This window comes from Pantoea sp. CTOTU50773 (assembly GCF_032082325.1).
In the GTDB taxonomy this organism is placed as follows: Bacteria; Pseudomonadota; Gammaproteobacteria; order Enterobacterales; family Enterobacteriaceae; genus Pantoea; species Pantoea communis.
The window spans coordinates 17,834-31,325 of sequence record NZ_DAMDQC010000041.1; the positions used below are offsets into that span (position 1 = coordinate 17,834).

The following is a 13,492-nucleotide window of genomic DNA, read 5'->3' on the forward strand; positions in this document are numbered from 1 at the left end:
CCCAGTCATTTCTTCATCATCTGTGGAGTAGCACACCTATGGCACGCGTAACCGTTCAGGACGCAGTAGAGAAAATTGGTAACCGTTTTGACCTGGTGTTGGTCGCTGCACGTCGTGCACGTCAGATGCAGGTAGGCGGTAAAGATCCGCTGGTTCCGGAAGAGAACGATAAAGCCACCGTTATCGCCCTGCGCGAAATCGAAGAAGGCCTGATCACTACCCAGATTCTGGATGTGCGTGATCGTCAGGAGCAGCAAGAGCAGGAAGCCGCTGAGTTACAAGCCGTTACCGCTATCGCTGAAGGTCGTCGTTAACAGCACTTCGCAGGTCAACCTTGTATCTGTTTGAAAGCCTCAATCAACTGATTGAAAAATACTTGCCTGAGGAGCAAATCAAGCGCCTCAAGCAAGCTTATCTCGTCGCGCGTGATGCCCACGAGGGTCAGACACGCTCCAGCGGTGAACCTTACATCACCCATCCTGTTGCCGTTGCCTGCATTCTGGCCGAGATGAAACTCGACCATGAAACGCTGATGGCAGCGCTGCTGCATGACGTGATCGAAGATACACCCGCCACTTACCAGGATATGGAACAGCTGTTTGGCAAAAGCGTGGCCGAACTGGTGGAAGGCGTGTCGAAACTCGACAAGCTGAAGTTCCGCGACAAGAAAGAAGCGCAGGCTGAAAACTTCCGCAAAATGATCATGGCGATGGTGCAGGATATCCGCGTCATTCTGATCAAGCTGGCTGACCGCACGCACAACATGCGCACGCTTGGTGCGTTGCGACCGGATAAGAAACGTCGTATCGCACTGGAAACGCTGGAGATTTACAGTCCTCTGGCGCACCGACTTGGTATTCATCACCTGAAAACAGAGTTGGAAGAACTCGGCTTTGAAGCCCTCTATCCAAATCGTTTCCGCGTGATCAAAGAGGTGGTGAAAGCGGCACGCGGTAATCGTAAAGAGATGATTCAGAAGATCCTTTCTGAAATCGACGGGCGCTTACAGGAAGCAGGCATTCCCTGCCGTGTCAGTGGCCGCGAGAAGCATCTCTATTCGATCTACCGCAAAATGCACCTGAAAGAGCAGCGATTCCACTCGATCATGGATATTTATGCCTTTCGCGTTATCGTGAAAGACCTGGATACCTGTTATCGCGTGCTCGGTCAGATGCACAGCCTGTACAAACCGCGTCCTGGACGCGTCAAAGATTACATCGCCATTCCAAAGGCCAACGGCTATCAATCACTGCATACATCAATGATTGGCCCGCACGGCGTGCCCGTTGAAGTGCAAATCCGTACCGAAGATATGGATCAGATGGCGGAGATGGGGGTAGCGGCTCACTGGGCTTATAAAGAGGCCGGTGAAAGCGGCACGACCGCACAGATTCGCGCCCAGCGCTGGCTGCAAAGCCTGCTGGAGCTGCAACAAAGCGCCGGTAGCTCGTTTGAATTTATCGAGAGCGTGAAATCCGATCTCTTCCCGGATGAGATCTACGTCTTCACGCCGGAAGGCCGTATCGTCGAACTGCCTGCTGGCGCCACACCGGTAGACTTCGCTTACGCCGTGCACACCGATATTGGCCATGCCTGTGTGGGCGCCCGCGTCGATCGCCAGCCTTATCCGCTGTCGCAATCGCTAACTAGCGGCCAAACCATCGAAATCATCACTGCGCCAGGTGCCCGTCCTAACGCGGCATGGCTCAACTTTGTGGTGAGCTCGAAAGCACGCGCCAAAATTCGTCAGCTACTAAAAAACCTCAAACGCGAAGACTCCGTCAACCTTGGCCGTCGTCTGTTGAGCCATGCGCTCGGCGGCAGCAAGAAGCTGGCAGAGATCCCGCCGGAAAATATTCAGCACGAGCTGGAGCGCATGAAGCTGACCAGCATTGACGATTTGCTGGCGGAGATCGGCCTCGGCAACGCCATGAGCGTGGTCGTGGCGAAAAACCTGCTGCAGTCGGGTGCTGAGCAGCCGCAAAGCAACAGCAAACGCAAAAAGCTGCCGATCAAAGGTGCTGATGGCGTATTGATTACCTTTGCCAAGTGCTGTCGTCCGATTCCTGGCGATCCGATTGTTGCGCACGTCAGCCCGGGCAAAGGTCTGGTGGTGCATCACGAATCCTGTCGTAACATCCGTGGCTATCAGAAAGAGCCCGAGAAGTTCATGCCGGTTGAGTGGGACAAGGTTATCGACCAGGAGTTTGTCGCGGAAATTAAGGTTGATATGTTCAACCATCAGGGCGCACTGGCGAACCTGACGGCAGCTATCAACACAGCGGGATCCAACATCCAAAGTCTTAACACGGAAGAGCGCGACGGCCGTGTTTACAGCGCCTTTATCCGTCTCACCGCGAACGACCGCGTCCATCTGGCCAATATTATGCGTAAAATCCGCGTAATGCCGGATGTGATTAAAGTTCACCGTAACCGTAATTAGTGCATGAACGCTCAACGTTTTGCTCGTATCCAGGAAATGCTGGCCATGCGCCAGCACGACCTCACCGTCTGCATGGAGCAGGTCCATAAGCCGCATAATGTCTCGGCGGTGATTCGTACTGCTGACGCGGTCGGCATCCATGAAGTGCACGCCGTCTGGCCTAGCGTGCGCATGCGCACCATGGTATCTGCTTCAGCGGGCAGCAACAGTTGGGTGAAAGTGCAGACGCATCGTCATATCGCAGAAGCCGTGCGTCACTTGAAAGATCAGGGGATGCAGGTGCTGGCGACCAATCTGTCGGCCAATGCAGTGGATTTTCGCGAGATCGATTACACCAAACCGACCTGCATTCTGATGGGGCAGGAAAAAACAGGCATCACCGCTGAAGCGCTGGCGCTCGCCGATCAAGACATCATTGTGCCGATGGTGGGCATGGTGCAGTCGCTCAACGTGTCCGTCGCCTCCGCGCTGATTCTGTATGAAGCGCAGCGTCAACGGCAGAACGCCGGCATGTATAAACGTCAGCACAGCCTGCTTGATGCCGATGAACAGCAGCGTTTGCTGTTTGAAGGTGGTTATCCGGTGCTTGCACGCGTGGCGAAGCAAAAAGGTCTGCCTTATCCGCATATCAACGCCCAGGGCGAGGTGGAAGCCGATGCCGACTGGTGGGCCACCATGCAATCCACAGGTAAAAAATGAAAGGCCGTCTGCTGGACGCCATACCGCTCAGTACCCTGACCGGCGTCGGCGCCAGTCAGGCGGGAAAACTGGCTAAACTCAGCCTGTTCACTATTCAGGATTTGCTGCTGCATCTGCCGCTGCGCTACGAAGATCGCACCCAACTCTACAAGATTAATGACCTGCTGCCGGGCGTCTGGTCCACGGTGGAAGGTGAAGTGCTACACAGTGAGATCACCTTTGGCCGCCGCCGCATGCTGGTGTGCCAGATCAGTGATGGCAGCGGCGTGCTGACCATGCGCTTCTTCAATTTCAATGCCGGGATGAAAAACAGTCTGGCGCCAGGCCGCCGCGTCACCGCTTATGGCGAAATCAAACGTGGTCAGCGCGGTGCTGAAATTATTCATCCCGAGTATCGCGTGCAGGGCGAACAGGGCGGCGTCGAGCTACAGGAAACCCTGACACCGGTCTATCCCACCACTGAAGGCATTCGTCAGGCCACGCTGCGCAATCTCACCGATCAAGCGCTGACGTTGCTGGAAAGCTGCCCGATTGCCGAGTTGCTTCCGTCAGAACTGAGCGGTGGCTTGATGAGTTTGCCGGATGCCCTGCGCACGCTGCATCGTCCGCCGCCCGATTTACGTCTGAGCGAGCTGGAAACCGGTCGCCATCCCGCACAAAAGCGCTTAATCCTTGAAGAGCTGCTGGCGCACAACCTCAGCATGCTGGCGGTTCGTGCCGGCGCTCAACGTCATCATGCGTTGCCGATGCCTGCTAAGCATAATCTGGTGAATCAATTGCTGGCCGCGCTGCCCTTCTCACCCACCGGCGCGCAAAAACGCGTGGTTGAGGAGATCGAGCGCGATTTAGCCAACGACTTCCCAATGATGCGTCTGGTGCAGGGCGATGTGGGATCGGGCAAAACGCTGGTCGCGGCGCTGGCGGCGCTGAATGTCATTGCGCATGGCAAACAGGTGGCGCTGATGGCGCCGACCGAGCTGCTGGCCGAGCAGCATGCCAACAATTTCCGCCAGTGGTTTGCGCCGCTGGGCATTGAAGTGGGTTGGCTGGCTGGCAAGCAAAAAGGCAAAGCACGTGAAGCCCAGCAGGAAGCGATTGCCAGCGGACAAGTAGCGATGGTGGTCGGCACGCATGCGCTGTTCCAGGAGCAGGTCAAATTCAACGGCATGGCGCTGGTGATCATTGATGAGCAACATCGCTTCGGCGTGCATCAACGTCTTGCGCTATGGGAAAAAGGTGAAGAGCAGGGTTTCCATCCGCATCAGCTGATTATGACCGCCACGCCGATTCCGCGTACCCTGGCGATGACCGCCTATGCCGATCTCGACACCTCCACCATCGACGAATTACCGCCTGGCCGCACACCGGTCACCACAGTGGCCATTCCTGACAGTCGCCGCGGCGATATTATTGAGCGGGTGAAAAACGCCTGCCATGAAGGTCGCCAGGCTTACTGGGTCTGTACGCTGATTGAAGAGTCAGATGTACTGGAAGCACAAGCGGCGGAAGCCACCTGGGAAGAGTTGAAACTCGCGCTGCCTGGCTTGCAGGTTGGGCTGGTGCACGGCCGCATGAAACCGGCAGAAAAACAGGCGGTCATGGCGGCCTTCAAAGCCAACGAGATTCAGTTACTGGTCGCGACGACGGTGATTGAAGTCGGGGTAGACGTGCCCAACGCCAGCCTGATGATCATCGAAAACCCGGAACGTTTGGGCCTGGCTCAGCTGCATCAGCTGCGCGGCCGCGTGGGCCGTGGCGCAGTCGCCTCGCATTGCGTGCTGCTGTATAAAGCGCCGCTCAGCAAAACCGCGCAGAAGCGTTTGCAGGTACTGCGCGACAGCAACGATGGCTTCGTCATCGCTCAGCACGACCTGGAAATTCGCGGTCCTGGTGAATTACTTGGTACGCGCCAGACCGGTAATGCGGAGTTTAAGGTTGCAGACTTACTGCGCGATCAGGGCATGATCCCGGAAGTGCAACGCGTGGCACGCCATATCCACCAGCACTATCCAGAACAGGCGCAGGCGTTGATTGAACGCTGGCTGCCAGAGACCGAGCGCTACAGCAATGCTTAAAAGTGGGCAAAAGACAGCGTGTTAAAGAGCCAACACGACACGATGCCCGCCCTTACTCACTACGATCGACCGCCATAAAATCCCCGACAAATTTCTGCAACAGACGCGCCAGCTCGGTGCGCTCGCTATCCTGCCAGTTCTCAAACAGATGCTGATAAATCTGCGCCCGTGCGGCATCGATTTTATCCATCATCACTTTGCCAGTGGCGGTAATGACCGCTTCATTTACGCGTTTGTCTTTGGCATTTTTCTGTCGTTGCGCTAACCCCAGCTCTTCCAGTTTCGCCACCTGACGGCTCACGGTGGTGTAATCGCGTCCGGCGCGCTCTGCCAGTTCCACCACGCCAATCGGTCCAAAGCGGCCAATCTGAATCAGCAGCGGAAATAGCGCACGATCGAGTTGAATATTGGACTCTTTTATTAGTAATTCATCACGTTGCGGGCGATTAAAAGTACCCACAATCATCAGCAGCGCATTATGCAGATCGTCGAACTCTGCACTATTATGTGTATTTTGCACACTTTTCATTGACGTCATCCCGAGGCAGAACTAATGTGTGCATATTACACATATATTCCGATTATCTGAAGGAGAAAGCATGAAAGCAGCTATCGTTTCTGCAGCGGGCGAACAGCCGGTTTACGCTGATTTCCCTGAACCGCAAGCCGATGAACAACATGTTATTGTCAGCGTTAAAGCAGCTGCCGTCAGTCAACTGGCGAAAGCACGCGCTTCTGGCAAACACTACAGCGCCACCACGCATTACCCTTTTATCACCGGCATTGACGGCACCGGTACACTCAGCAACGGCGATCCGGTCTATTTTCTCGCCTTTGATGCGCCCTGGGGCAGCATGGCGGAAAGAACCCTGGTTCCAGCCACTGCCATTGTGCCTCTGCCCGCCTCACTCGATCCGGTGCTGGCAGCCGCCATCGCCAATCCGGGCATGTCCTCCTGGGCAGCATTGACGCGCCGGGCGCAGTTGCAGCCGGGTGAAACGGTGCTGATCAATGGCGCCTCCGGCACCTCAGGTGGATTAGCGGTGCGCATTGCACGACACCTCGGCGCAGGCAAAATCATCGCCACTGGACGCAATCGTGAAGTGCTCGATCAACTGCGTGCCCAGGGCGCGGACATCACCCTGACGCTGGATGAGTTGCCCGGCGCACTGCCCGCACTGATGAAAGAAGGTATCGATATCGTGCTGGATTACCTGTGGGGCCAGAGTGCACTTGATATCATGCAGGCGGCTGTCGCGGGTGGAGAGAAATCGGTGCGCTTCGTGCAAATCGGCTCGCTGAGTGGCCAGGAGATCACCCTGCACAGCAAGCTGTTGCGCTCATCGGGTCTGACATTAATGGGCAGCGGTCTGGGTAGCGTATCCGATGCGGATCTGATCGCCTGCATCAGCGAAATGTTGAATGCCGCGGCGGAGAGTGATTTTTCGGTCGCTTTCCAGATGCGCCCGTTGCGTGAAGTGACTCAGGCATGGCAGGAAGATGATAGCCGCAGCCGTACCGTGTTTACGCTTTAAATCAATGCAAGTGAAAAGGGGCATTGCAAACGATTGCTTTCACACCGCAACCGTTTAAAATCGCCCCTTTGTTGTCATTGAGAACGCGCACCATGTCCGTCAATACCGCTGAATCTCATCAGTCAGCCCGTCCAAAGAGTGAACTGATTTACCGCCTCGAAGATCGTCCACCGTTGCCACAAACGCTGTTTGCTGCCTGTCAGCATCTGCTGGCGATGTTCGTTGCTGTGATTACCCCTGCACTGTTGATCTGCCAGGCGCTGGGCTTACCGGCTCAGGATACGCAGCACATTATCAGCATGTCGCTATTTGCATCGGGTGTGGCTTCGATCCTGCAAATCAAAACCTGGGGACCGGTGGGTTCGGGTTTGCTCTCCATTCAGGGCACCAGCTTTAACTTTGTGACACCGCTGATTATGGGTGGCATGGCGCTGAAAAATGGCGGTGCCGATGTCCCGACCATGATGGCCGCGCTGTTCGGTACGTTGATGGTGGCGTCCTGTACCGAAATGGTGCTGTCACGCGTTCTGCATCTGGCGCGTCGTATTATTACCCCGCTGGTTTCCGGCATTGTGGTGATGATTATTGGCCTGTCACTGATTCAGGTCGGCCTGACCTCGATTGGCGGTGGCTTCGCGGCGATGAGCGATCACACTTTCGGCGCACCAAAGAACCTGCTGCTGGCTGGCGCGGTATTGGTGGTGATTATCCTGCTCAACCGTCAGCGCAATCCCTACCTGCGTGTGGCTTCACTGGTGATCGCGATGGCGGTCGGTTATGCGTTGGCATGGGCGCTGGATATGCTACCTGCCACCAGCGCGCCCACCGATCAACCGCTGGTGGCGGTACCGACACCGCTCTATTACGGTCTCGGTTTTGACTGGAACCTGCTGATCCCGTTGATGCTGGTGTTTATGGTGACCTCGCTGGAAACCATCGGCGATATCACTGCCACCTCGGATGTGTCAGAGCAACCGGTGAGCGGCCCACTGTATATGAAGCGCTTAAAAGGCGGCGTGCTGGCTAATGGCCTCAACTCATTTGTATCCGCATTGTTCAATACGTTTCCGAACTCCTGCTTTGGGCAGAACAATGGCGTGATCCAATTGACCGGCGTTGCCAGCCGTTATGTGGGCTTTGTCGTGGCACTGATGCTGATCGTGCTTGGCCTGTTCCCGGCGGTGAGTGGTTTTGTGCAGCACATTCCTGAGCCAGTGCTGGGTGGTGCCACCATCGTGATGTTTGGCACGATTGCGGCATCGGGTGTACGCATCGTTTCGCGCGAGCCGCTGAACCGTCGCGCCATTATGATCATCGCACTGTCGCTGGCCGTTGGCCTGGGTGTTTCACAGCAACCGCTGATTCTGCAATTCGCCCCGGACTGGCTGAAAACCCTGCTCTCCTCAGGCATTGCTGCCGGTGGTATCACCGCAATCGTGCTTAACCTCGTCTTTCCACAGGAAAAGTAACCCTTAAGGCAGGCTACGGCCTGCCTGTTATTTATCCGCTTTTACATCCAGGCTGTTGAGCTGTAACGGTAATTCAGGCATAACAACCTCTTACCGGATAAATATCGGGATGGATGGATGCGATGAAATTTTTAGGCAAGTTTTTCCTTACCTTACTGCTGCTGATTCTGCTGGGGCTGGTTGTCCTGTATGTCTTGCTACAGACACAGTGGGGCGCAGGTTGGTTTAGCCGTTGGGTAAGTGATAAGACCGCCTGGCATCTTTCCCTCAGCAAGATAGAGCACAACTTCTCTTCTCCCTCGCACATCATGCTGGATGATTTCAGCTTTGGGCACGATGGTCAGCCAGCGGTGTTGGTGGCCAAGCGCGTCGATCTTGGACTGGCGCTGGTGCAATTCAGTGACTGGCTGCATTTTGATAGCATCGACGTGCGTGATGGCGAGATTAACCTCGCGAATCAGACGCCCGATACCACGCTGCCTATCCAGGCCAATCGCCTGCAACTGAACAACGTGCGCATTGATAGCCCGCACAGCATGCTGCCGATGATCGCTGAACGGGTTAATGGCGGAATTATCCCGTGGAAACCGACCCCGACGGATATGCTGGGCAGCGATGCACAGTTCCAGATGAGCGCAGGCAAGCTGACGCTGAATGGTGTTCCAGGCAACAATGTGCTGCTGCAGGGAAGTGTGAAGCAGCACCGCATGATATTCAGCAATATTGGGGCCGATCTCGCGCGTGGTTCGATGACCGGCAACGCCGAGCGCGACGCACAGGGTAACTGGAAGATTGATCAGCTACGTCTTAACGATATCCGCCTGCAGACCCATCAAAATCTGAGTGATTTCCTCAATCCTCTGCGCGACGTGCCGTCAGTGAGCATCAATCGCCTGGATATGACCGATGCCCGACTGCAAGGGCCCGATTGGGCTGTCACCGACCTCGATTTAACCCTGAAGAACATCACGCTGCGTGGAGATGACTGGCAAAGCGATGATGGCTCACTGTCGATGAATGCCGGTAACTTCATTAATGGTGGCTTTGAGCTTAACGATCCGATTGTGAATGCCAACTTCTCGGCGCAGGGCATTGAATTGGCCCAGTTCAGTTCACGGTGGGCCAATGGCGTGATCCGTGCCAGCGGCAACTGGACGCGCAGCGATAAACGCCTGACGCTGAATGATTTAGCCATTGCCGGGCTGGAATATACCTTACCGCAGAACTGGCGCGACCGCTGGCAGCAAGCGTTGCCATCATGGCTGGATAGCGTGCTGGTGACACACGCTACAGCCAATCGTAATCTGGTGATCGACATCAACCCTGCTTTCCCATTCCAGATGACCGCGCTGGATGGTAACGCCGATAACCTGCTACTGGCACGCCAGCATCAGTGGGGAATCTGGGGCGGTAAAGCGAGCTTTAACGCGGCGGAAGCAACGTTTAATCGCACCGATCTGCGCCATCCCTCCATTGCCTTTAATGCTAACGATCAGCAGATTCAGGTGACGGAAATGAGCGCCTTCAACGGTAACGGTTTGCTGGAAGGGACGGCGAGTGTTGGCCAGGATGCACAGCGTCCATTGACGCTGAATCTCAAAGGTCAGGCGGTGCCCGCCAATGTGTTGCAGAACTGGGGCTGGCCTGCGTTGCCTCTTAGCGGCAACAGTAATCTTTTGTTACAGGTGAAAGGTTCATTGAGTGCTGCCGCGCCATTGCGCCAAAGTGTTGAGGGTAATGTGTCCGTGACCACCGATACACAATCGGTGCAGCAGACGATGCATGCGGGTCAGGTTCAATAGATTGGCAGCAAACGGTAGCGATGCGAGGAATGCCGCGTATCAGTAGCGACACCCTGTCGCTCACCGATGCGCCATTCTTCGCGCTGCTACCGATTAAGGTTGAAGATGGCTAAAACGTAATCTGCACGCATTAATTAATGCGTGCACCCGAGCCACCCTCTTCTAATGCACCCTCTGCATCGGCTGGCAGTACGATATATACCCCTTCAAACACCGCACCCAGCTCATCGTCACCAAACAGTTCCACTTCCATCTGCACGCGTGCTTTACGACCACGCGCCAGACGGTCAAGGTCGCCACTCAGTGATCCCAGGTCGGCAATTGCACCCGGACGCCCACTAATGGGCTTACTGTAACGAATATGAGCATCGGCAAGGATGATAGTGCCGCCGAGATGCCGCTCGCGCAGTAATAGCCAAATCAGCCCCCAGCCTGTGAGCGTAGCCAGTGAGAACAAACTGCCAGCAAATAATGTGTGGTGCGGGTTCTGGTTGCCGGTTTCTGGCATGGTAGTAACGAACTTCTGCCCGGTATATTGCAGAATGCGCACGCCCATTTTCTCACTGAGCGGAATATGCTCGTACCAGGCCTGCTGCAACTGACCACACCAGTCAGCGCGGTGCAGAATGTCATCCAGTGTTACCACCGGTTTGATCATCAGGAAATGGCGCACCGGCGTGGTTTGTGGCGCGGTGATTTCTCCCTGATTGACATAGCCCAGCTTGGCGAAGAACTCCACGGCGTCTTCACGCGCGCTACAGGTCACGCGCTTCGCCCCCTCCTGACGCGCAACGGATTCCAGCGTCATCGCCACCAGCGTCCCTAATCCTTTGCCCTGCACCGAAGGGTGTACGGCCAGGAAGCGGATGGCCGCTTCGTTTTCCGCATTGATATAGAGACGGCCAACCGCAACAGGATCGCCCTGCTCATCGACCACCATCTGATGATGCGCCAGCGCATCCCAGGCATCACGTTCAGAGCCCTGCGGCTGACGCAGCGGCTTACGTAACATTTCCCAGCGGAACTGATAATAAGTATCCAGTTCTTCCGCCGTTTGCGGCACACGAAGATGATACATAAAGTGATTCTCTCGTTCGGAGCTTGCGTGGCTGATCCCTGGCCGCTCGGCTGAAAACCTCACACCTGCAACCAGAAGGTCACTGGGCCATCATTCACCAGCGAAACCTGCATGTTGGCAGCAAAACGACCGTTCGCCGTGGTCACACCCTGTGCCCGGCAACAATCGCTGAAATAGTGATAGAGACGCTCGGCTTCCGCCGGTTCGGCACCACCCGAGAATGAGGGACGCATGCCTTTGTTGGTGTCGGCGGCAAGTGTGAATTGCGAAACCACCAGCACGCTGCCACCGGCCTGCTGTACGTTCAGGTTCATTTTGTCGTTCTCATCACCGAAGATGCGATAACCCAGCACGCGTTCAGATAAGCGCTGTGCCTTTTGCTCATCATCGCCCTTCTCCACCCCTAATAACACCAGCAAACCGGCGCCAATCTCGCCCACCGTCGCGTCATCCACCACGACGCTGGCGCGACTGACGCGCTGAATCAAAGCAATCATGTTTCCTCTCGTTCTTTTTCGCGTTCCTGCTGTTTTAGCTGGCGATAGTCATCCAGGGTGACGGTGATTTCCGCGCCTAACAACACAATACACCAGGTCCAGTAAACCCATAAAAACAGAATCGGGATGACTGCCAGTACGCCGTAAATTAATTGATACGAAGGGAACATCGTAACATAGAGCGCAAACCCTTTTTTGCCCAGCTCAAACAACAGCCCGGCGACAATCGCGCCGACCAGTGCATCACGCGTTGGCACACGGCGCGTTGGGACGATGCTGTAGAGCAACCAGAACGCGAGGATGGCGAGCACCAGAGGGAAGATGCGTAACACCTGATCGATAAGGCTGGTGACGCCGGTGACGTTGACCCAGCGTAGCGATAACAAGTAAGAGCTGATGGCCAGACTGGCACCCGCCAGTATCGGGCCGAGCGTCAGGATCATCCAGTAGACGGCAAAGGAGTAAACCATTGGCCGTGGTTTAGTACTGCGCCAGATCGCGTTGAGTGCGCTGTCCACCGAGTGCATCAGCAACAGCGCGGTCACGATCAATCCGACAATCCCTACCGCTGTCATTTTATTGACGTTGGCCACAAACTGGTCGAGATAGCGCTGGATAACGTCACCGGCTGCCGGCATAAAGTTGCTGAAGATGAAATGTTTAAGCTGGACGCTGATCTCCGAAAACATCGGGAAAGCGGCAAAAAGCGCAAACACCACGGCGATCAGCGGCACCAAAGCCAGCAATGAGACGTAGGCCAGATTCCCGGCCTGCGTCGTCATGTTGTCTTCATCAACACGGCGCCAGAGCAGTTTAACCCACAGGAAAAACGCGTGTGCCGAGTGACGCAAATGGTTACGTGTTACCACTCAGCGACGGCTCGCGAACCAGTCCGGCACGGTTTTCGCGTCTTCCACCAGCACGCTCTCTATACCTAGCGCGCGCGCGGCATCAATGTTGGCGCGATTATCATCAAAGAACACCGCTTGATCGGCGGTATAGCCTTCGTGCTCAAGCACATATTGATAGATACGCGCTTCTGGCTTACGCATGCCTATGTCTTGCGACATATAGACGTGATCGGCGGCCTGTTGCACTTCCGGATACTGCGTTGGCCAGAACTCAAAGTGCAACTGATTGGTGTTGGACAGGATTACCACGCGCTCACCGTTGGCGCGCAGTGTGTTCATGATCGCCAGCGTTTCCGGACGCACCCCGACAAACACCGCCTGCCAGCCCGCGGTGAATTGCGGATAGCTTAAGGCGATATCCAGTTGATCACAGATACGCGCCGCAAACTCGGGATCGCTGATCTCACCACGTTCGTGTTTCTCGAACGCCTCATCCATCTGGAAGCGACTTTGTAAGGTCGCCAGCGGCACACGTCCCAGGTCACTCCAGACGCCGAGCACGCGATTAAAATCGATATCAACAATCACATTGCCTAAATCAAAGATGTACAGCATGACGCCTCTCCTTCTATTCCCTGGATCATTCACTTTAGCGGCAAAAAGCATGACTGAACAGGTACGATGAGGGGGAAATAAGCGTTCTGGAATCGGGGACAACTTTCACAAAGCGAGCGTTGCAGCGGGTTGCAGGCACAAAAAAGCCCCGCGATGCGGGGCTTAAATATCAGACTGTTTCGCTTACTCTTTACCGCCGCGAGACGCACGCTTACGGTCGTTCTCGGTCAGGTGACGTTTACGAATACGGACTGACTGCGGAGTCACTTCTACCAGTTCGTCATCATCGATGAACTCGATAGCCTGCTCCAGCGTCATTTTCTGCGGTGGAACCAGAGTGGTCGCTTCATCAGTACCTGACGCACGCATGTTGGTCAGTTTCTTACCGGTCAGGCAGTTAACTGTCAGGTCGTTAGAACGGCTGTGAA

The 13,492-nt window shown here is 55.5% G+C and carries 12 protein-coding genes and 1 pseudogene; 7 read left to right on the forward strand and 6 right to left on the reverse strand.

The genetic code is table 11. The features are described from left to right. The first annotated feature begins 38 nt into the window (after positions 1–38). The 4 genes from rpoZ to recG are packed head-to-tail and all read left to right on the forward strand — an operon-like array spanning position 39 to position 5,217. Entirely contained in the window at positions 39–314 is a 276-nt protein-coding gene (gene rpoZ / locus RT340_RS09005) for a DNA-directed RNA polymerase subunit omega (protein ID WP_034823855.1), read from the forward strand. Between the two features lie 20 nt (positions 315–334). Continuing rightward, complete coding sequence (gene spoT, locus RT340_RS09010) at positions 335–2,443, forward strand: bifunctional GTP diphosphokinase/guanosine-3',5'-bis pyrophosphate 3'-pyrophosphohydrolase (RefSeq protein ID WP_034823856.1); 2,109 nt, start codon at positions 335–337, stop codon at positions 2,441–2,443. Between the two features lie 3 nt (positions 2,444–2,446). Then, entirely contained in the window at positions 2,447–3,142 is a 696-nt protein-coding gene (gene trmH, locus RT340_RS09015; RefSeq protein ID WP_034823857.1) for a tRNA (guanosine(18)-2'-O)-methyltransferase TrmH, read from the forward strand. Beyond that, on the forward strand, positions 3,139–5,217 hold the full coding sequence (gene recG / locus RT340_RS09020) for an ATP-dependent DNA helicase RecG (RefSeq protein WP_097119644.1): 2,079 nt from the start codon (positions 3,139–3,141) through the stop codon (positions 5,215–5,217). Before trmH ends, recG begins: the two co-directional genes overlap by 4 nt. Before the next feature lie 52 nt (positions 5,218–5,269). Here the strand turns inward: recG and RT340_RS09025 are convergent, their stop codons facing one another. After that, entirely contained in the window at positions 5,270–5,746 is a 477-nt protein-coding gene (locus tag RT340_RS09025) for a MarR family winged helix-turn-helix transcriptional regulator (RefSeq protein ID WP_409566131.1), read from the reverse strand. A gap of 70 nt (positions 5,747–5,816) precedes the next feature. Here RT340_RS09025 and RT340_RS09030 point away from each other — a divergent pair, with 70 nt between their 5' ends. From RT340_RS09030 to RT340_RS09040, 3 genes are all read left to right on the forward strand, one after another. Next, the gene (locus RT340_RS09030; protein ID WP_313375469.1) at positions 5,817–6,752 is read left to right on the forward strand and encodes a zinc-binding alcohol dehydrogenase family protein; all 936 of its coding nucleotides are present in this window, start codon (positions 5,817–5,819) and stop codon (positions 6,750–6,752) included. Between the two features lie 92 nt (positions 6,753–6,844). After that, complete coding sequence (locus tag RT340_RS09035; RefSeq protein ID WP_058960146.1) at positions 6,845–8,221, forward strand: nucleobase:cation symporter-2 family protein; 1,377 nt, start codon at positions 6,845–6,847, stop codon at positions 8,219–8,221. A 122-nt stretch (positions 8,222–8,343) separates the two neighbouring features. Beyond that, the gene (locus RT340_RS09040) at positions 8,344–10,023 is read left to right on the forward strand and encodes an AsmA family protein (RefSeq protein WP_097119685.1); all 1,680 of its coding nucleotides are present in this window, start codon (positions 8,344–8,346) and stop codon (positions 10,021–10,023) included. A gap of 130 nt (positions 10,024–10,153) precedes the next feature. Here the strand turns inward: RT340_RS09040 and fabY are convergent, their stop codons facing one another. The 5 genes and pseudogenes from fabY to RT340_RS09065 form a co-directional block, all read right to left on the reverse strand. Continuing rightward, positions 10,154–11,101: a fatty acid biosynthesis protein FabY gene (fabY, locus tag RT340_RS09045; protein WP_034823865.1), complete on the reverse strand. Its 948-nt coding sequence runs from the start codon at positions 11,099–11,101 to the stop codon at positions 10,154–10,156. Between the two features lie 59 nt (positions 11,102–11,160). Then, positions 11,161–11,598, reverse strand: coding sequence for a D-aminoacyl-tRNA deacylase (gene dtd, locus RT340_RS09050; RefSeq protein WP_034823876.1), 438 nt, complete (start codon positions 11,596–11,598; stop codon positions 11,161–11,163). Next, on the reverse strand, positions 11,595–12,467 hold the full coding sequence (locus RT340_RS09055; RefSeq protein ID WP_045815735.1) for a virulence factor BrkB family protein: 873 nt from the start codon (positions 12,465–12,467) through the stop codon (positions 11,595–11,597). The genes dtd and RT340_RS09055 overlap by 4 nt, the downstream gene beginning before the upstream one ends. Next, positions 12,468–13,064: a glucose-1-phosphatase gene (gene yihX, locus RT340_RS09060; protein ID WP_038644008.1), complete on the reverse strand. Its 597-nt coding sequence runs from the start codon at positions 13,062–13,064 to the stop codon at positions 12,468–12,470. 183 nt (positions 13,065–13,247) lie between these two features. Next, positions 13,248–13,492 (reverse strand): annotated as a pseudogene (locus RT340_RS09065) (translational GTPase TypA); the annotation flags it as partial.